This window comes from Nostoc sp. JL31 (assembly GCF_017114965.1).
In the GTDB taxonomy this organism is placed as follows: Bacteria; Cyanobacteriota; Cyanobacteriia; order Cyanobacteriales; family Nostocaceae; genus Nostoc; species Nostoc punctiforme_A.
Genome location: NZ_JABXKO010000068.1, coordinates 1 through 18,109 on the forward strand (window position 1 = coordinate 1; position 18,109 = coordinate 18,109).

16 protein-coding genes and 1 pseudogene are annotated in these 18,109 nt (G+C 42.9%); 8 read left to right on the forward strand and 9 right to left on the reverse strand.

Annotated features, from left to right (window positions below; translation table 11 throughout):
* Nucleotides 1–66: 66 nt before the first annotated feature.
* Nucleotides 67–993, forward strand: a complete 927-nt coding sequence (locus tag HWQ43_RS15720; protein ID WP_292735941.1) for an aldo/keto reductase — start codon at nucleotides 67–69, stop codon at nucleotides 991–993.
* A gap of 95 nt (nucleotides 994–1,088) precedes the next feature.
* On the opposite strand, the gene HWQ43_RS15725 is transcribed toward HWQ43_RS15720, so the two are convergent.
* From HWQ43_RS15725 to HWQ43_RS15735, 3 genes are all read right to left on the reverse strand, one after another.
* The gene (locus HWQ43_RS15725) at nucleotides 1,089–1,727 is read right to left on the reverse strand and encodes a PadR family transcriptional regulator (RefSeq protein WP_292735390.1); all 639 of its coding nucleotides are present in this window, start codon (nucleotides 1,725–1,727) and stop codon (nucleotides 1,089–1,091) included.
* A 1,033-nt stretch (nucleotides 1,728–2,760) separates the two neighbouring features.
* A complete protein-coding gene (gene tsaE / locus HWQ43_RS15730) occupies nucleotides 2,761–3,216 on the reverse strand; it encodes a tRNA (adenosine(37)-N6)-threonylcarbamoyltransferase complex ATPase subunit type 1 TsaE (protein WP_292735393.1) in 456 nt (151 codons plus the stop codon).
* A gap of 71 nt (nucleotides 3,217–3,287) precedes the next feature.
* The gene (locus HWQ43_RS15735) at nucleotides 3,288–4,691 is read right to left on the reverse strand and encodes a gluconeogenesis factor YvcK family protein (protein WP_292735396.1); all 1,404 of its coding nucleotides are present in this window, start codon (nucleotides 4,689–4,691) and stop codon (nucleotides 3,288–3,290) included.
* A gap of 174 nt (nucleotides 4,692–4,865) precedes the next feature.
* Here HWQ43_RS15735 and ruvC point away from each other — a divergent pair, with 174 nt between their 5' ends.
* The 6 genes from ruvC (at nucleotide 4,866) to HWQ43_RS15765 (ending at nucleotide 11,645) form a co-directional block, all read left to right on the forward strand.
* Entirely contained in the window at nucleotides 4,866–5,357 is a 492-nt protein-coding gene (ruvC, locus tag HWQ43_RS15740) for a crossover junction endodeoxyribonuclease RuvC (protein WP_292735399.1), read from the forward strand.
* A 352-nt stretch (nucleotides 5,358–5,709) separates the two neighbouring features.
* The gene (gene infC, locus HWQ43_RS15745) at nucleotides 5,710–6,243 is read left to right on the forward strand and encodes a translation initiation factor IF-3 (RefSeq protein ID WP_099103961.1); all 534 of its coding nucleotides are present in this window, start codon (nucleotides 5,710–5,712) and stop codon (nucleotides 6,241–6,243) included.
* Nucleotides 6,244–6,556: 313 nt separating this feature from the next.
* Nucleotides 6,557–9,562, forward strand: coding sequence for an MFS transporter (locus HWQ43_RS15750; RefSeq protein WP_292735405.1), 3,006 nt, complete (start codon nucleotides 6,557–6,559; stop codon nucleotides 9,560–9,562).
* A gap of 168 nt (nucleotides 9,563–9,730) precedes the next feature.
* Complete coding sequence (locus tag HWQ43_RS15755; RefSeq protein WP_292735408.1) at nucleotides 9,731–10,291, forward strand: general stress protein; 561 nt, start codon at nucleotides 9,731–9,733, stop codon at nucleotides 10,289–10,291.
* Between the two features lie 54 nt (nucleotides 10,292–10,345).
* On the forward strand, nucleotides 10,346–11,023 hold the full coding sequence (locus HWQ43_RS15760) for a TrkA family potassium uptake protein (protein WP_094352965.1): 678 nt from the start codon (nucleotides 10,346–10,348) through the stop codon (nucleotides 11,021–11,023).
* A gap of 67 nt (nucleotides 11,024–11,090) precedes the next feature.
* A complete protein-coding gene (locus HWQ43_RS15765; RefSeq protein ID WP_292735410.1) occupies nucleotides 11,091–11,645 on the forward strand; it encodes a DUF3124 domain-containing protein in 555 nt (184 codons plus the stop codon).
* A 114-nt stretch (nucleotides 11,646–11,759) separates the two neighbouring features.
* On the opposite strand, the gene HWQ43_RS15770 is transcribed toward HWQ43_RS15765, so the two are convergent.
* From HWQ43_RS15770 to HWQ43_RS15780, 3 genes and pseudogenes are all read right to left on the reverse strand, one after another.
* On the reverse strand, nucleotides 11,760–12,059 hold the full coding sequence (locus tag HWQ43_RS15770; protein ID WP_292735412.1) for a hypothetical protein: 300 nt from the start codon (nucleotides 12,057–12,059) through the stop codon (nucleotides 11,760–11,762).
* Between the two features lie 30 nt (nucleotides 12,060–12,089).
* On the reverse strand, nucleotides 12,090–13,643 hold the full coding sequence (locus HWQ43_RS15775) for a cation:proton antiporter (RefSeq protein WP_292735415.1): 1,554 nt from the start codon (nucleotides 13,641–13,643) through the stop codon (nucleotides 12,090–12,092).
* Between the two features lie 70 nt (nucleotides 13,644–13,713).
* A pseudogene (locus HWQ43_RS15780) lies at nucleotides 13,714–14,715 on the reverse strand (DUF389 domain-containing protein).
* A 111-nt stretch (nucleotides 14,716–14,826) separates the two neighbouring features.
* Here HWQ43_RS15780 and HWQ43_RS15785 point away from each other — a divergent pair.
* Entirely contained in the window at nucleotides 14,827–14,958 is a 132-nt protein-coding gene (locus tag HWQ43_RS15785; RefSeq protein ID WP_292735967.1) for a hypothetical protein, read from the forward strand.
* 68 nt (nucleotides 14,959–15,026) lie between these two features.
* On the opposite strand, the gene HWQ43_RS15790 is transcribed toward HWQ43_RS15785, so the two are convergent.
* Genes HWQ43_RS15790 through HWQ43_RS15800 form a run of 3 tightly spaced genes read right to left on the reverse strand, consistent with a single transcriptional unit; the run spans nucleotide 15,027 to nucleotide 18,074 of the window.
* Nucleotides 15,027–16,079 carry a saccharopine dehydrogenase NADP-binding domain-containing protein gene (locus tag HWQ43_RS15790; protein ID WP_292735418.1) on the reverse strand — a complete coding sequence of 351 codons (1,053 nt, stop codon included), beginning with the start codon at nucleotides 16,077–16,079 and terminating at the stop codon, nucleotides 15,027–15,029.
* Between the two features lie 19 nt (nucleotides 16,080–16,098).
* On the reverse strand, nucleotides 16,099–16,404 hold the full coding sequence (locus HWQ43_RS15795) for a putative quinol monooxygenase (protein WP_292735421.1): 306 nt from the start codon (nucleotides 16,402–16,404) through the stop codon (nucleotides 16,099–16,101).
* Between the two features lie 29 nt (nucleotides 16,405–16,433).
* On the reverse strand, nucleotides 16,434–18,074 hold the full coding sequence (locus tag HWQ43_RS15800; protein ID WP_292735424.1) for a lipoxygenase family protein: 1,641 nt from the start codon (nucleotides 18,072–18,074) through the stop codon (nucleotides 16,434–16,436).
* Nucleotides 18,075–18,109 lie beyond the last annotated feature (35 nt).

Here is an 18,109-nt window from a genome sequence, read left to right on the forward strand (position 1 = left end):
CCCAGCCATACACAGATACACCCCTCTCATACGAGAAGTAGATTACCATATTTCGGTATTAGTGGGATAGGTTCGGGTATGTCTGGTGTGTACGGTGCAGCAGACGAAAACGAAAGCATTGCAACTATCCAAGCAGCTCTCGACCACGGGATTACATTACTGGATACTGGCGATTTCTATGGCAGCGGACACAATGAGATGCTAATTGGTCGGGCAATCAAGGATCGTCGAGACAAAGCACTAGTTTCGGTGAAATTCGGCGCTTTACGTACTCCCGATGGCGGATGGATTGGTATAGATACCCGCCCCGCTGCGGTGAAAAACTTTGTCGCTTATAGTCTTACCCGATTGGGAGTAGACCACATTGACATCTACCGCCCGGCTCGATTAGACCCGCAAGTTCCCATCGAAGACACCATCGGCGCGATCGCTGAACTAGTCACAGCTGGCTACATCCGACATATCGGGCTATCGGAAGTGGGAGCGGACACTATCCGCCGCGCCCACGCCATCCACCCCATCAGTGACCTACAAATCGAGTACTCCTTGATTAGCCGTAGCCCTGAGAGCGAGATTTTTCCTGTACTTAAAGAACTTGGTATTGGCGTAACTGCTTATGGTGTGCTTTCACGAGGGCTACTGAGTGGCTCTATTCCAGCCACACAGGGAGACTTCCGTGCCTACTTACCACGCTTCAGCAAAGAAAACCTTGCTCAGAATCAACGCCTAATCGATGAACTAAAGCAAATTGCCGCCGAGAAAGGAGTTCTTCCTTCGCAGTTGGCTATTGCCTGGGTACTTGCGAAAGGCAGAAATATTGTGCCGGTCATCGGCGCACGTAAGCGCACCCAACTTTCCGAATCGTTGGCGGCTCTGGATGTGAATCTATCCCCAGAAGAATTAACCCGTATTGAAGCAGCAATTCCCGCATCTGCGATCGTAGGCACTCGTTATGATGAACATCAGATGCAAATGCTGGACAGCGAACGCTAATGCTATCAACAGCGTAAGCAAAGTAGTAGAGGGTTTGTAGTGAGCAATTTGGTGCTTAGAAAATAAGGACTAAAGTCCTTACTACGAGCCTCTACTTATTTTTCAGCCAGAATCGCGTAAATTTCCCGTTTAACTTGCTCTAAAAGCTCCCGCACCCGATTTATCCGCTCCATATTGCCACTACGAGCAACCTGCACCACCGCAGCAGCTAACTCTGTGGCGGCAGTCCGCAACTCAATGAACTCTTGGGGCTTACCTGTAACAAAACTTTTGAAGGTATCCCAAGGAGTATCTGAAGGTTCTTGTTGGGCACGTTCTGCCAATAATTGTTTACCCTCATCCGTAATCGTATAAATCCGCTTGCCCCCTTCCTGTGCGCTCTTGAGATAACCTCCTTCTTCCAGCAATTGGAGTGTTGGATACACTGAGCCAGGACTGAGGCGACGGAAACCACCATAGCGAGTTTCCATCTCTTTAATCAGGTCGTAACCATGACTAGGATGCTCGGATAACAATTCCAGCAGAATGAACTTGATGTCACCCCGACGAGTCCGGTATTCATCTCCCCAACCACGACCAAACATTTCATTATCAAAGCGTTTGTCATGATGTCTACCATGATGCTTGTCATGATGGTTGCCATGTCCAAACCAAGACCTGACAAGCAATGAATCCTCTTCGCTGACTCCCGCCCATGCAGGTGCGCCAAAACGTGACCGAAAATGTCTAAACATAAGTGAATCTCAAATCAACTTTCTCTAATATACGATATATCGGAATATATCACGATATATCGGGATAGGATTTTGATGAAGATTTGTAACAAAAGCAGCTTCGACTAGCCAAGAGTCTGCGCTTGTTCGACAGAAGACTCCAACTATTGTAAAAATGCTTAATCTACGATTAAACGCCGTAGATTAAGCATTTTTGCTTAACTCTGAAGTAATAGGTGTAACAAAGAGGTCACTCCACAGACAAAACCTTGTATTTTTACATAATTAGATTTTTTCCGTGCCAACTTACTTAATACATCTGTCTTTATAGATAAAAATATGTATAAATACGAGATATTTTAGTTAATATTTGCTTGAGATCGGTACTAATTACAGATGTGAATATAAGAATTTATTGCTAATTAAAATTATTAGAACTAATTTTGTAAATTTATAAAATACTTTATTTTTTCTATAGATTGTGAACTTAATTTGGGAATAATAAGTGTGAGAAAAGTTAAAATTATACATAATTTTATAATCGCTTAACTTTTTCTACTAGCATTCGCTGCTAAATAATCTAGATTCCTTTTTTGAACCACAGTAGGGAACTAATCGGGTTCAATCGAAGCTGACTAAGTTCTCTCAAAACTCTCATTGACCCCAACAACAGTTTATTTACACTTGTTTGATTCATATATCCTGTTTAGTTAAGAATCACTTTAGGTTCAATACTATTCGGATAAGATAACCCCGCCTGGATTTAAGGGAGTGAAGAAAAAATAGTCTCCCTTTTAAAGAAAGCCAGTGTGTTGCGAACTTTCCTCAATTTATAGAAGCAGTTGTCAGCAAAGCTGACTACCAGTTTTCTATTGAAGAAAAGCTGATTAAAGATTTTTGTTTTGGTTGAAATAACAATGTTAGTAATTGACAGTGGTGAACGTGGTAGTGGCAGATAGGACGAGTGTAAAGTTCTCTCTGGATGATTTGCAGGAATTTTTGAGTGTTGCGATCAAAAAAGTGAAATCCCTCATACTTTAGTCGGCCGATGAGCTTAAATCGCGGCAATGACTTTGCTAATGGCACAATTGAATGGTGTAAGTTCGACTTGACGAGTGCCTTCATGTCCATAAGTTAAACTCACGCTCAGATAACTATCTGGCTTGTAGGGCAATCGTTCCGCCCATTCAACTGCCACAATTCCTGGTATGACTTCAACACCTTCCCAGTAACTTTCTAAATTTAGGGTTGCAACTTCTTGCGGTTCTAAGCGATATAAATCTAGATGGTAAAGAGGAAAGCGCCCTTCCGTGTACTCATTAATCAGCGTGAAAGTGGGACTGACAATGGGTTCAGCAATTCCTAAACCTTTACCAATGCCTTGAACTAAAGTAGTTTTACCAGCGCCTAAATCACCTTCTAGTAAAATTACGCTCCCCGGTGTCAGGGATTCGCCAAGAGTAATACCCAAGCGTAGCGTCGCTTCTGTATCTGCAAGAAAAATTTTCATAATTTAGGTATTGGGCATTAGTCATTACTAATTAGTCTAAACAAATGACAAATAACAAACTTTCATCTTCCTTAATTTTGAATTTTGAATTTTGAATTTTGAATTCCCCGAAGGGACTGACTTCTACCGTACCACCGCAATAACACTTGTGCTAGTTTCTGCGGATTGTGACGTACAAAACCTGTTTCATCTTCATATAAAACATTAGCTGGAACAATCCGTCGCCCTAGTTGAGTTACGGCTTCTCTATCGAGGAAAACGGGATGGGAGTTTTGTTGGGCGTAGCGGATAAGTGATTGCTCCGAAGGGGATTTTTTGTGTATTAATACAGCATCGAATAGTCGTCTTTCTCCACAAGCATCATCAATTGCTCTGATGTGATCAGCAACAGTGTAGCCTTCAGTTTCTCCGGGTTGAGTCATGATATTGCAGATATAAATACGGGGGGCATCTGATTGAGCGATCGCATCGGCAATTTCTGGTACTAATAAATTAGGAATTAGGCTTGTATAAAGGCTACCCGGGCCAATAATGATGTAATCAGCTTCTTTAATTGCCTTAATCGCTGCTGGCACTGCTGGAGGATTAGCCGGAATGCAGCCAATTTTGACAATTTTACCGCCAGCTTTGGGAATACTAGACTCCCCCTCAATACGACGACCATCGGCTAATTCTGCCCAGAGGCGAACATCACTGAGAGTTGCTGGTAGTACTTGTCCTCGCACCGCTAGGACTTTAGAACTGGCTGCAACTGCTTGTTCTAAATCTCCAGTAATATCACTCATTGCCGTTAAAAACAAATTACCAAAACTGTGACCAGTTAACCCATCTCCAGCCCGAAAACGGTATTGAAACAATTCTGTTAATAACTTTTCTTCATCAGCTAGTGCAGCCAAACAATTGCGAATATCTCCTGGTGGTAGCACTCCAAACTCTTGACGCAAACGCCCAGAAGATCCACCATCATCGGCGACAGTAACAATTGCAGTAATATTCGCGCTGTAGGTTTTCAGTCCTCTCAACAACGTAGAAAGTCCCGTACCACCACCAATTACCACGATTTTTGGGCCTCGGTACAATCGACGATGGGCCAGTAAGACATCAATGAGTTCCTCTCCGCCTTCTGCTCTTAGTACCTTGGTAATTGAACCTACGGTGCGAGTTTGTCCCCAAAGCACCAACAGCAAGCCGCCAAGCAGCACCAAAGGCCCACTAATATAGTTCGGTAAGAGGTTGGTGATGACTCCCAAGAAACCTCTAACCAACTCAATCATCCAAAAAATTGGGGTTAGCTTAATCCAAATAGCTAACCCCAAACTCGCCAGCAGTACACCCCCAACACTAATTAACAACCAACGTTTTACCGATAGTCCAGGGGATAACCATTTGAACCACTGGTTAACCCGATAGGAAGTACGAGAGCGCGACTGCTTTTGCAGGGCGTTGAGGGCTTGTCTGAGAAAACCAATTGACATACCTGATTTGGAGCAGTGCTACAAACAATAATTAACAGAAAATTTACACCGCTTGGTTTAAAAGACCAGGCGTGAAACTATTATATTTATCAATCCTATTAGACTAAGAGCAAGTCGTGAACATTGCCAGTATTTCTAGTTAAACAATACCCTGGCTTGGTAAAAGTGAATTTAATGGAAAAACGAATTTTAGGATTAGATCCAGGACTGGCAATTTTAGGATTTGGGGTAATTAGCTGCACACAAAATCTCAACAAAGTACCAGAGACTACAGTAAATATGCTGGATTTTGGAGTAATTAAAACGTCAGCAGATGTAGAAATGGGACAGCGCTTATGTACCTTGTTTGATGATTTACACACTGTGATGGAGGAATTTCAACCAGATTTAGTGGCGATCGAGAAACTATTCTTCTATCGTATGTCAAGTACTATCCTGGTTGCACAGGCGCGGGGTATAGTCATTTTAGTGTTAGGCCAGCGTCGTCTTCCTTATGTAGAGTTTACTCCGGCTCAAATTAAACAAGCTTTAACAGGCTATGGCAATGCCGATAAGTCAGAAGTGCAAGAAGCGGTGGCGCGGGAGTTGGATTTAGATGAAATTCCTAAGCCAGATGATGCTGCGGATGCTTTGGCAGTGGCTTTGACGGCTTCTTATCAACTGTAGTTACCAAACTACAAATTAGTCCATCACACAACACCTTGAAAGGGCTAGTCTTGATGATGTTGCTGAATGCGATCGCCTACGGTGGGCGGTTATGCGATCGCAAAAAGTCTTGCTAAATAATTGTAATAATATTTAATATGAGTCTAGGTTGTGTAATTTAGATTAACTATTGCAGAGAAATTCTCTCAGACTGAGTAAAATGACAAATACAACGAGGCAACTATTTTATAGATTAGTTACCCTAGAACTGGAAACTATGTTTTCAGTCCTGAGTTACTTCTGTATTTTGCCTCTGAGGCATACCAATTTAGACCACACCAAATCCTTCATTTAAGAGCTCCCACTAATCATAATGGCTGTGATTGAGAAGAAAAGAACTCGCGATCTGCCCCAAATTAACGAACGAATTCGCTTCCCGAAAATTCGGGTCATTGACACTGACGGTGCCCAACTGGGAATTATGCCCCCACTGGAAGCACTACAACTAGCAGAAGAAAAAGAGCTAGATTTGGTGCTAATCAGCGATAAAGCTGACCCGCCGGTTTGTCGGATTATGGACTACGGGAAATACAAGTTTGAGCAGGAAAAAAAGGCGCGGGAAGCCCGGAAAAAACAGCACACGGCTGATGTCAAAGAAGTTAAGATGCGCTACAAAATAGAAGAACACGACTACAACGTGCGTGTTAAGCAAGCAGAGCGCTTTTTGAAAGATGGCGATAAAGTTAAAGCGACTGTGATGTTCCGGGGTCGAGAAATTCAACACAGCGACCTAGCAGAAGATTTGCTCAAGCGAATGGCAACGGATTTGGAGCCTTTTGGTGAGCTTCAACAAGCGCCTAAAAAAGAAGGACGAAACATGATGATGCTCATCTCGCCTAAAAAATAATTCTCTAACTGTTTAATAGACCAAGTTTGAAAATCCCCTGACTTCTAGCCAGGGGATTTTTTCATCTTTTATTTGGATGCAATATGCGCTTTGGGCGCACAGTTAGCTGTGTACTCCTACGAAAGCGTTTAAATTTATCTAAAATCGATAGTCCTGAACGCTGAGTGGGAAACATAATACTCAGTTGCTCAGGACTTTTGCTATTTCCAGGGAATGGGGGACAAGGAGACAAGGAGGTATATATATTTCTTCCCCTGCCCCTTGCTCCCCTGCCTCCCCATTGCGCGGTGATACTACCAGAAAATAAAACTGCATGGAACTGAAAAATCACTGGTTGGCTGCAAATAAAGTTGCTTTACCACGACTACTACAGTGGGTGAATCTCCGGCCAGAGGAGAGCGAACGAACCCAGATAATGTTTCTTTTTTACACAATTGTATGTGTAGGATTGCGGTGGGCAGAAGACAGTACGGTGGCGCTGTTTTTGGATGAATATGGGACTCACCTGCTGCCGTGGATGTATATTGCTAGTGCGGCAATGAGTGCCGGTCTGGTTTTTTTATACTCTTGGCTGCAAAAGATTTTTCCCCTGCGTCGGGTAATTGTGGCGATCGCACCTTGCATGTTGATGCCATTAGTTTTATTAGTTATATTACGTTGGGGATATCATTTTTCCTACCTGGCAGTGATTTCGGCATTTCTGCTGCGGCTGTGGGTAGATGCACTTTATGTGGTCAATGACCTCAACACTTCCATTGTCGCCAACCAAATATTTAATATTCGGGAGATTAAACGGACTTACCCACTGGTGAGTAGTGGTCTTTTGGTAGCAGATGTAATCAGTGGCTTTAGTTTGCCTTGGCTAGTGCAATACACCACGCTGAATAAGATCATCCTCATCGCCTGTATAGTGATTTTATTAGGATCGGGGATTCTATTCTATTTAACTCATCACTATCGAGCAGCTTTTCCTGAAACCCCACAAAGACTAGTTCCTGAACAACAAGCTTCACGAGAGCGTTTCATTAAAAGTCCCCTGAAGCGGTACGTTTGGCAGTTGTTTGCTTTTGTGGGACTGTTGCAAGTTATTGGGTTGTTAATAGATTTTCAATATCTGCGCGAACTCCAATCCAATTTGAGCGACCGAGAACTTGCGAGCTTTTTGGGTCTTTTTGGTGGGATGTTGGGACTGTGTGAGTTGTTGTTGCAGTGGTTTTTTTCCAGCCGACTCATCGAACGCATGGGGGTATTTTTCACTGCGACGCTTTTACCAATTACCGTCGGCTTTTCACTCCCAGGAGTACTGGTATTACTGCATTTAATTCCAGCCATGCAATCGCAAAGCTTTTTCTGGGGTTTGATAATTGTCAAATTCTGCGATGAACTTCTGCGCTACACCTTTGTTATGAGTAGCGGCCCCATCCTGTACCAACCAATTCCAGAGGCAATTCGCAGTCGGATGCAGACTTTATCTGGTGGAACCGCCGAAGCGATCGCTACAGGTTTGACAGGAGCGCTAATTTTTGTGACTATCTTGTTTTGTGGGCGATTTGTACCCGAACCATTACAAAAATGGGTGTTGGTAGCAGAGACAATGCTGATAACTGGCACATGTTTAACAGTAGTTTGGGAATTGCGATCGCGCTATGTGGAACTGTTAGTCTTGAGTGTGGCGCGGGGTAACTTGAGTGCAACTAATGTAGGTTTACGATTTTTCAAACAGGGTGTAGTCAAAGCTTTAGCAGAAAAAGGCAGTGAGGCTGATAAACGCTCTTGTATTGAACTTTTAGCCCAAATTGACTCTCAAGGCGCGGCGGAAGTTTTAGCCCCGCTACTAATGAAGTTAACCCCAGATTTGCAGCGCCAAAGTTTGGAAGTGATGCTGATGGGAGGTGTAAATCCGGTTTATTTAGCCGCCATCCGTCCTTTATTAGAAGAATCCCAAGAAAGTAACCCTGAAGTTTTTGCCTTAGCGCTGCGCTACGTTTGGCTGGCTGAACCAAATCCTAATTTAAGCCTTTTAGAAGGATATTTACACCCCCGCCAAAACTCCCTCATCCGTGCTACCGCCGCCGCTTTAGTCTTACGCCAGGGAACGCCCATGCAAAAGGTAGCAGCTACCCAAACCATGCGCCGGATGCTGACTCATAAGCAAGAACGGGAACGGGTGAATGGAGTTAGAGCGCTGAGAGAAGCAGTTTATTTGCAGGCATTGCGAATTCATATCCCGAATTTATTACAAGATGAGTCATTACGGGTGCGCTGTGCCGTATTAGAAATGATTTCAGCAACCCATTTAGAAGAGTACTATTCAGCACTGATTGCAGCACTTTATTACAAATCAACCCGCAGTACAGCCATGTCAGCCCTAGTGCGGCTAGAAAATGAAGCTTTAGAAATGCTGTTGCGGTTGGCTACCAATATTTATAAACCAGAAGTAGTGCGGATGTATGCTTGGCGTACCATTGCTCAAGTCGGTACCCAGCAAGCATTGGAGACTTTATGGGAAAACTTGGAAATATCCTGGGGTACTACTAGAGATCATATTCTTCGCAGCTTACTAAAAATCCACAAACAACCAGGAATTAAAGGTTTAGTAGATCGATTTTATGAAAGTCGGGTGGAAAATTTAATTAAGCAGGAATTAAAATTTTTAGGTGAAATTTACGCTGCATACATTGACTTCCAAACACTAGAGCAAAAAGAAAATCATCAATCCAATCAAAGGATTGTGATTGTCTCTGAATTACTGCAACGCGCCCTTATAGAATTGGAATTGGATGTCAAAGAGCGGCTGCTACTATTACTGAAACTGCTTTACTCGCCAGAAAAGATGCAGGCAGCATCCTTTAATCTGCGATCGCTCTCAGTGGTAAACTTAGCGCGGGGGTTAGAAATCTTAGAGCATACCGTAACTTTGTCTTCAAAGTCTTTATTGCTGAATATTTTAGATAACCGACCACAGGCAGAAAAATTACAATATCTTGTCGAAGCTAAGATCGTAGAATATGAGAACATGATAGTTAGCGATCGCCTCCACAGATTGCTGATGTTGGGTAATTTCCTTTCTGACTGGTGTCTAGCTTGCTGTTTCCATTATGCTCAAGTGACACGCATCCGACTGACCAGTTCTGAGATATTAGTGAGCTTGCGTCATCCCACCGGCTTTGTCAGAGAAGCTGCGATCGCATATTTAAATATGGTTTCATATCGCGTTCTTCTGCAAATCCTCCCCCAGTTACAAAAAGATCCACATCCTTTGGTAGCTGCTCAAGTTAAGGAGTTACTCGAAAAATACCAATTCAAAAATTACAATTGATATTACCTGTAATGGAATAATGCTGTTAGGCATAAATCAAAATAATCACAAAGTTAATTTATTTGATCCTAATAAACCTAATTGCTCACAATTGCTAACACTTTCTGGTCACATTTGTTTGTAATACTCTAAACAAATCAATTACCAGCAAAAGCTTTGGGAGGCAAAATGGCTTCTGGTCAACTTCAACACGCTATTGGCATATTTCGTAATCGCAAAATTGCACTACAGGCGCTCGACGAACTGAGAAGTAGTGGCTTTTCGATGAATAAGATTTCTGTAATCACTAAAAAACCCAAGCTCAATGAGCAACTTGACAGTTCCGACACGAGTGAAAGTAGTATTGCTCCTGCTGAAGGTGCTAGGGCGGGTGGATTAGCAGGTGCTAGGGCGGGTGGATTAGCAGGTGCTAGGGCGGGAGGTTTACTTACCTTAGTTGCGGGTTTGGGTATTTTGCTTATTCCTGGTTTTGGTCCTGCGCTAGCAGCAGAGTCTGTTTTAGCCACCCTGTTAGGAAGTGGAGCTAGCGCAGCTGCTGGCGGTCTGATTGGCGCACTACGAGGTTGGTTTCTTCCTGAAGAAGCTGCCCAACTCTACAATGACCGAGTATTCCAAGGCGATTATTTAGTGACGATAGAAAGTACAGAAGACGATATCCATCAAACCGAATCTATTCTTAGACGTTGGGGTATTCAGGAATGGCGAGTTATTGACATTCCTAACAGTTGAAATCATTCCTCTGCTAACTTGTAAAGTAAGTGGAAGAGAGCATAAAGAGAATAAATGTACGTACTAATTGGTGGAGCAGGCTTAGTAGGCTTGAGTTTGGCGCAAAAACTAGTAGAACTAGGGCATACTGTTGCCGTAATTGACATTGACCCTATTGCTTGCCGCTATGCCCGCGAACAAGTGGGAGCGATGGCTTTTGAAGGCAGTGCTGTGAGTACAGAAGTCTTGTTAGAAGCAGGGATTCGCAAAGCCGGCTCCTTGGCAGCAGTTCTCAGAAGTGATGCCTTAAACTTGGCAATGGTAACTCTTGCTAAACACTACGGCGTTACCCATATTTTGAGTCGGATGCGCCACCCCGATTTTGCCGAACCGTTGCGGATAGCTGGAGCTAACCATATTATCAGTACTGTTGAACTATCAGTTTCAACAATGGTGAACGCCATTGAGTATCCGCAAGTGGAATCAATGATGCATTTCGAGCAGGGACAGATTGAGGTTCTGAAACTTTCCATCCCCAACAATTGCTATGTTGCTGGTCGTAGCGTCGCCGAAATTGCTCAAGATCCCCAATTCCCTACAGGTTCGCTAATTATTGGCTATCAATCTCATCCCCACGAAGATTTGATGATTCCTAACGGCAGTACAATACTGGAACCTCATTCAACTGTGCTGATTGTGACTAAACCAAGATGTTTACATCAAGTGATTGATTTTATTGAACAAAGATGTTGAGCGTAGTTCCTACCTAAACTGTTTATTAGGTAGGGTTAGCTACACATATAAAAATTGGTGAGTTTTGATGAAGCTGTATAGATATATTTATTTAGCGATCGCTGTTATTATTCTTGCATCTTGTGAATCAACACCCAAGTCACAACCCAATGCCATTCCAGCAACCCCATTGCAAAAAACAGTGACGCTGGATAAGAATTTTAAGATAGCCAGAGGTGAAACTTTTTATGTTCCGGTCTACTCTCATATCTATCATCACAATCGCCAAGAGATTTTTGAGTTAGCAGTTACGCTTAGTATTCGGAATACAGATTTGACCAATGCGATTATTGTTACTTCTGTGCGCTACTACAACTCAGAAGGGAAACTAGTGAAACAGTATTTAGAGCGCCCTATTCAACTTGATGCGCTAGCTTCGACAGATTTTTTTATCAATAGAAATGACACCAGTGGAGGTTTAGGCGCAAACTTCATTGTCGAGTGGGTAGCGCAAACAGAAATATCCGAACCGATAGTGGAAGCAGTCATGATTGGCACTGACTTTCAACAAGGAATTTCTTTTATCAGTCCTGGTAGGGTAATTAAAAGTCAAAATAACTATAAGCGATCGCCTTTAAAATAGAAATCTTAAAAAGCTAATTTATCATTTCCTCGTTCCCACGCTCCGCACGGGAATGCATTCATTGAGTCTCTGACTACATCTATAGCTGGAGGAGCTGGAGGCAACAAATCCTAATCAGCCAAAACTCAAAGGTTCATTCACAAAGCTCAAAGGTTCATTCACGAAGCTCAAAGGTTCATTCACGAAGCTCAAAGGTTCATCAACGAAGCTCAGAGGTTCATCAACGAAGCTCAGAGGTTCATCAACGAAGCTCAGAGGTTCATCAACAAAGCTCAAAGGTTCATTCACGAAGCTCAAAGGTTCATCAACGAAGCTCAAAGGTTCATCAACGAAGCTCAGAGGTTCATCAACGAAGCTCAGAGGTTCATCAACGAAGCTCAGAGGTTCATCAACAAAGCTCAGACTATCCCCCATGCCCAATGCCCCATGCCCAATGCCCCATATTTAATCATCTTCTAATTTCAGTAATTGTTCATCAAGAATTTGTATCCGCCCGCGCACAATTTCTTCTGAGAGAATTCGCTTCCGCATTGCCTCATTGAGCGCTCCTTTTTCTGCCAGCAGTAAACGTCGGCGAATAGCTTCAAGTTTACTACTCTTGCCACTTCTACCTTCCACCTCATCAGGGCGACGATTATATAGTTCCCGCAGTGTTTTTTCTGCACCGGCAATTCGTACCTGATAAGCTGAACGCATCTCTTCATAAACGGCTTTTGGTAATACCCCTGATTTCAACAGGCTATCTAATTCATCTTGTGCCGCCTTTCCCGTCATCAACTGAGCTTGCAACTCTTCAACCTGTTGTTGAACTTCGGAAAATTTAGATAACTTTAAGCGTTTTACCACCCAAGGCAAACTTAAACCCTGTCCCACTAACGACACCAGCACACAGCCGAAGACTATAGCTATCAGGACTTCTCGCCCTGGCATTGTTGTAGGTAAGCTCAATGCCAGAGCCATTGAGAGTGAGCCTTTGATGTTGCCTAAAAACAGTAAATGTTGCCAGCGTAGCGGAATTGGGCGGTCAATCCAACGAACCACTGCTAGCAGTGGATACACCGTAAGAACTCGCCCGATTTGATAAGCCAAAACTGCAAGTAGAATTGCAGGTAAAGTTTTCCAGAGCGTTACCAAATTTATTTCTACACCAATCAACAGAAAAATAAAGGTGTTGACGGTAAAACTGGCATATTCCCAGAAACTCAACAAGGTGATGCGACTAGAAGCAGAAGTATTCTGAGAAAGCCCTAAATTCCCGAAAATTAATCCAGCAACAACTACTGCCACAGGGCCTGATACACCGAGAAATTGCCCAACCTGAAAAGTTCCTAATGCAACTGCGACTGTTAGCAAAAGACTACTCAGAGCATCATCTAAACGGGCGAACACCGGTATACTCAAGTAGCCCAAAACTAACCCGACAACGCAGCCTCCTACAGAGATAAATAGCAGTTGTTGGATTCCCTCTACAAATGTGAGTGAGCCTGTTGAATATACTTGCACGATCAAGTTGAAGGAAACTAGGGCAGCAGCGTCATTGAATAGGGTTTCTCCTTCAACAATGGTGGAAAGCCGCGAGGGTACTGGTATATCCTTAAATACAGCAATCATGGAAACAGTATCAGTGTTGGCCAGAATTACTCCGACAAATAACGCAGGTATCCAATCCAGTCCCAGGACAAATTTCAACAGGACGGCAATAATCGCACTGGAAATCACAGCCCCGGGCCCAGCTAGTAGGGCAATTGGTTTAAAGGTGCTGCGTAGGCGGCTGACATCTGTATTAATACCAGCTTCAAAGATGAGAATTGGCAAGAAAAGATTCAAAACAAGGGTTGGATTTAAACCAATCCGACGAGACAATAACTCAGTGATGGGCAAACCTGCTAATACTAAACCCGTAACATAAGGGATTCCCAACCGCCGGGATAGCAAAGCGACTCCTGTAGCCACAACCAAGAGAATAATTGAAACTTTGACTAATTCGGTAATATCCACTATTGCGTTTTGGAGAGTTAGTTTGACTTAACTGATAGATTCTCTCTTCATTGATGCCAAATTAGCAAGTTCAGGGTGTGGGTTCAGAACGCCGAATTTCCTCCACTTGACCAACTTCAAAAATTAGCGTAAATGCTTGCCCCATCTCTTGTTTGATAAATTCTTCTAATAATTCTACTTGCCGAGGTGTGACAGGTTCTCTTGCCCGGACGCTCAAACGGACTTCTGGGGGATTTGTCAACCAATTGGTATTACTATTAAGCAATTGCAAGCGGCCAAAGGTGACAGTACGGTTCAATAATGCCCGTCTGAGACTGCTTTCTAGTTGTGCTTGTCGTACAAGTCGAGCAAAGCTGACTCCCAAGGGAATTAGTAGGATAGCTGTCAATGCCATAGTCCAAATTAGGGGTTGACGCGCCCGCGCCATTGAAGTGTAACCCGCTACTAAGAATGTCACCATACAGGAGAGGGCAATACCTAGCAAGTTGGTGAGATAAAGTAGAGTAGCCCCGAAACTGAGTGACTAATTTCCTTGTGCCAAGCCTAAGCCAATTACACAAATGGGAGGCATCAGGGCGACAGCGATCGCAGTTCCTGCTAAACTACCAGAGATTTTCGTTTCAATTTTCGCGTAGCCACTAATACCACCAGCCGCTACTGTAATTCCCAAATCTAACAACGTTGGTCTAGATCGAGCCAGTACTTCGCTACCATAACTCGGCAATCCTACCAGCAAACCCAAAGTAAAGGCGATCGCTACCGCTAATCCTGTACCCACCGCTACGGCAATAATTCCCTTGCGAAACAAAGTAATATCTGCTTGCAAAGCACCAAAAGCTAACCCACGAATCGGCAACATTAGAGGGGCAATAATCATCGCGCCAATAATCACAGCCGCACTATTAGACAATAAACCCAAAGTAGCGATCGCGCAGGAGCTAATAATTAAAATTATGTAAGCTGAGTCTAGAGTTGATTCTGCCAGCAAGTCTGTTTGTAACTGTTGGAGTTGTTCCGGCTGCGAACCCCGGCGGCGGAAATTTTTAAAGCGGTCTCGAATGTTATTACCCAAGACCTTCCTCCTAAATACTCGGTTAACTCTAATTCAAGTTTCCCATTGAACTGGTGTCATCTGAAAATAATCAGATGATGATAAATGCAAAGCTATACCAGGAATTTTCTTATGGTACTTGAATTAGCGATCGCCGAGGAAGTCATTACAAATAATCTCAAGCAGTTTTTGTTGGTACTTTCGGTGTCTTTAGATGCGGCGACACTACCGCATATATTTAACTGGTTTAGCAAAAAAATCTAAGTATAGATACAAAAAAAGCTGGGTTTTTTCGCTATCAAGCCTAAAAAACCCAGCTTTCTTTTATATCCTTACTCGAACCCGGTAACTCCCGGAATTTCAAGGACAAAATCTGCCCCATATACGGATGCAGGAGTCTGGAATCCTACCTTAACTTCGCCTTGAATCACCCGTTTGATAATTGCTACAGCCGCTAATGCCGTAAAATCGTATGCTTCTGGCCCTAAGAGCTTTGCAGTTACTTGTTGACCAGTTTCATCCTCAGCAATACCAATTACTCTAACTTGCCCTTTGGCTCGTTCTGCTGCCGTTGGCCCAGTGGGTAGAGTTTTAATTAGACTTGCTAAAGCACTTTGGAATAAAGACGAGTTAAATAACCATCCCAAATACTGGCTCAACTCCATCAGGAAGCGCACAGGATTAGGAAATACGGTATAAACCTCAATATTGGGAATACCCGTAGTTTGAAACGCAGTGATAATATCAGCACGCCAAGGGTTTGTTACTGCTGTCACCAGGCCATAACCAAAATCAACTTTACGCCTTTTCGATGCTGGGCGAGATGGGATGAGCTTACCTGCTTCTCGGACTACCCCGATATGATGTAAAGTTGGCAGTACTGTATTTGCAGTTCCCTGAGATACACCGCCCACTGTTTCATAGATTAAAATCAGTCGCGTTGCGCTCGCCAACTTCTGTTTGAGATAAGCAGCTATACAATCTGTAGGGACAACTCCAAATCCCACACCAGGGAGAAGCATTATCCCTGCACTTTTAGCCTCAGCATCTCGTGCCTGTAGCGCCTGAAATTCAGGTACTTCGCCAGCTATGTCTAAATAATGAGTTTTAGTTTGGAGGCAAGCATCAACAAGTGGCTTTGAGGTTTTGGAGAAAGGCCCAGAGCAGTTGATGACAGCAATTATATCCTCAAGAGAGCGAGCGATCGCTTGCGGAGCGTCTAAGCCAAAAACCCGAAAGTCCAAACTTAATTCATTGGCTACAGCTGCTAGTGAACTTTGATTGCGTCCAGCTAAAATTAATTCCAGTCCGTTATTTTTAGCAGATTCAGCAATGAGTTTTCCAGCATAGCCAGTTGCACCATACAATAACACCCTTGATGTCATTATTATCACCAGCTAGGAATTAATTGTTTGCAATCTGCTGCCATAACCTGACTTCCGGTGGTTCAACTAAAAATTGTCTTGATTTTTCCCCTAAAGCTTTAATATACGGCTGCTCTAGGTGTTGAGCTAAAATTTCCTGGCTGACCCAGTTTTCATGTAACAGAAACAAAGATGGGTCGTCAACAGATTGGTGCAAATCGTAATTAATACAACCTTCTTCCGTAAGAGTTAGAGCTATTACAGGTTGGAATTCCTGCTTGAAATTGTCTTCCAAACCTGGCTTCACTTTTAGTCGAGCGGTGACGGTTACTTGCTGATTTGACATTGTGATTCCTCTTTTTTACTAAAACTAATTCAAGTATTAATGCTGTTAATAATTTGCGAAGGCTTGAAGTAGTTGTAAGGTATGGGACGAGTTTGATTTCTAATGTCTATTTGCCGTTCTATTTCATGCAAATTCTGCTGGAATTGCACCACAATTTCCTGCGCCAACGGATCAGCAAACTCCTCATCATAAAAACCCAATTTATCATAGTGGTACGATGTTAAAATCTCAGTCCACATCACCTGGTCGGCAGCTTGTTTAAAGGGAGGAAGTATCTTCATGATAGTTTCCAAGTCCACACCTTTAGTTTCTGGAATTGGGTGGTAGGCTGCATAGGGCATATTGGGGACAAAAGCCATATATTCGTACTGAGAAAAATTCAAAGCAGAGTGTAGAGGAGCGCAAGTGAATACTACCACACTGATGATTTCAATCAGTTGTTCTAGAGTCTCAATCTTGGCTGGCATTCCCTTGACTTTACCACCATCTTGGGCCACTAATTCCCTGGCCCAATTTTGCAACTCATAGTCATCAATTAGATCCTGTGACGTTTTGTAATAGAGTTGCAAATATTCATACACAAACTTTTCGACGGCATTCCAGATTAATATGCCATCATCCCGGAAAGGAAAGTGCGGTAAAATTTCTGGGTCATCCGTTCGACGACTTTTTATTAACCGAGGAAAGGTAAATTTTTCAACACTCCATTCTTCATAAACTTTTGCCACAAATCCAAGAGACTCCGCCAATGAACCTGCCATAAACTCATCAACCGGGCCTCCAGGCTGTAAAAACTGAGTGCGTCCCAAATCGTTATCAAATAGCATAAAACGGAAGTGGGGTTTTAACAGTAAGGCGATGGGATGATTTTCTGCTAGTTGCCGCGCAGTTACAATTGCAAACGGAGCCATAACTGCATGAGTATAGGCGAAATGACTACCCAATTCTTGATGGTTGCCATCAGCAATTTGAACGCAGGTTTTTGCCAAAAACCAATCTAAATGGGGGTCATCTGGTGTATAAATTACACTTTTTGCACCAGAGTCATGATTAATCTGGATAGCAACAGGTACTAGAGAACCACCATTAGGACTATCATTACTTTGCCAATAAAATAGAGCTTGTGGCTTGGGAAGGTACTTTTTAACATTATCGTAGACACCACCTTGAATATCAGATAACAAAGGGTAATCTAAGAAATATAGCTTGCCTTCCTTGAGTGCTTTTTCCAAAGTAAATTCTGTACCTGCAACCTTCTGAAAATGTGCATCTGTAACAGCAAAATTATCAGGTAATACATCAATTTTTTGGATAGCTAATGGGTTCGCTCCAGAGAGTCGTTGTTCCGCAAAACAAGAGTCTGTTTTGTAATTTTTTATGACATCGGGTTTTGGTAGTAGTGACAAAAGTTCTTCATATTCTTCCAATTCATCTAATGGGTCTAAAAAGTTTCTGGCTTTGGCAGCTAGCATATTTGGTGCAAGAGTTGCCATACTTGCCAAACGTTTAGCAGTATATTCCGCCGAGAATATTTCTTTATGAGGAACTTTATCAATGACTGGTAGAGGAGCTAGATAATCGTAATTAAATCTGTACTCTTCTCGATTTTTATCTAGCCAATTTATTCGGACATTAACATCAGGATCTTTTTGTGGTAAATATGGTTTCACGATTATCTCCAATTCGGTTTTTTAGCGTTTGGTAG

Excerpts from the sequence above, each read along its gene's own strand:
- HWQ43_RS15790 (WP_292735418.1), bottom strand. The coding sequence starts at position 16,079 with ATGACATCAAGGGTGTTATTGTATGGTGCAACTGGCTATGCTGGAAAA.
- HWQ43_RS15750 (WP_292735405.1), top strand. The coding sequence starts at position 6,557 with ATGGAACTGAAAAATCACTGGTTGGCTGCAAATAAAGTTGCTTTACCA.
- ruvC (WP_292735399.1), top strand. The coding sequence starts at position 4,866 with ATGGAAAAACGAATTTTAGGATTAGATCCAGGACTGGCAATTTTAGGA.
- HWQ43_RS15795 (WP_292735421.1), bottom strand. The coding sequence starts at position 16,404 with ATGTCAAATCAGCAAGTAACCGTCACCGCTCGACTAAAAGTGAAGCCA.
- HWQ43_RS15760 (WP_094352965.1), top strand. The coding sequence starts at position 10,346 with ATGTACGTACTAATTGGTGGAGCAGGCTTAGTAGGCTTGAGTTTGGCG.
- HWQ43_RS15755 (WP_292735408.1), top strand. The coding sequence starts at position 9,731 with ATGGCTTCTGGTCAACTTCAACACGCTATTGGCATATTTCGTAATCGC.
- HWQ43_RS15785 (WP_292735967.1), top strand. The coding sequence starts at position 14,827 with ATGGTACTTGAATTAGCGATCGCCGAGGAAGTCATTACAAATAATCTC.
- HWQ43_RS15765 (WP_292735410.1), top strand. The coding sequence starts at position 11,091 with ATGAAGCTGTATAGATATATTTATTTAGCGATCGCTGTTATTATTCTT.
- HWQ43_RS15770 (WP_292735412.1), bottom strand. The coding sequence starts at position 12,059 with ATGGGGGATAGTCTGAGCTTTGTTGATGAACCTCTGAGCTTCGTTGAT.
- tsaE (WP_292735393.1), bottom strand. The coding sequence starts at position 3,216 with ATGAAAATTTTTCTTGCAGATACAGAAGCGACGCTACGCTTGGGTATT.
- HWQ43_RS15725 (WP_292735390.1), bottom strand. The coding sequence starts at position 1,727 with ATGTTTAGACATTTTCGGTCACGTTTTGGCGCACCTGCATGGGCGGGA.
- HWQ43_RS15735 (WP_292735396.1), bottom strand. The coding sequence starts at position 4,691 with ATGTCAATTGGTTTTCTCAGACAAGCCCTCAACGCCCTGCAAAAGCAG.
- infC (WP_099103961.1), top strand. The coding sequence starts at position 5,710 with ATGGCTGTGATTGAGAAGAAAAGAACTCGCGATCTGCCCCAAATTAAC.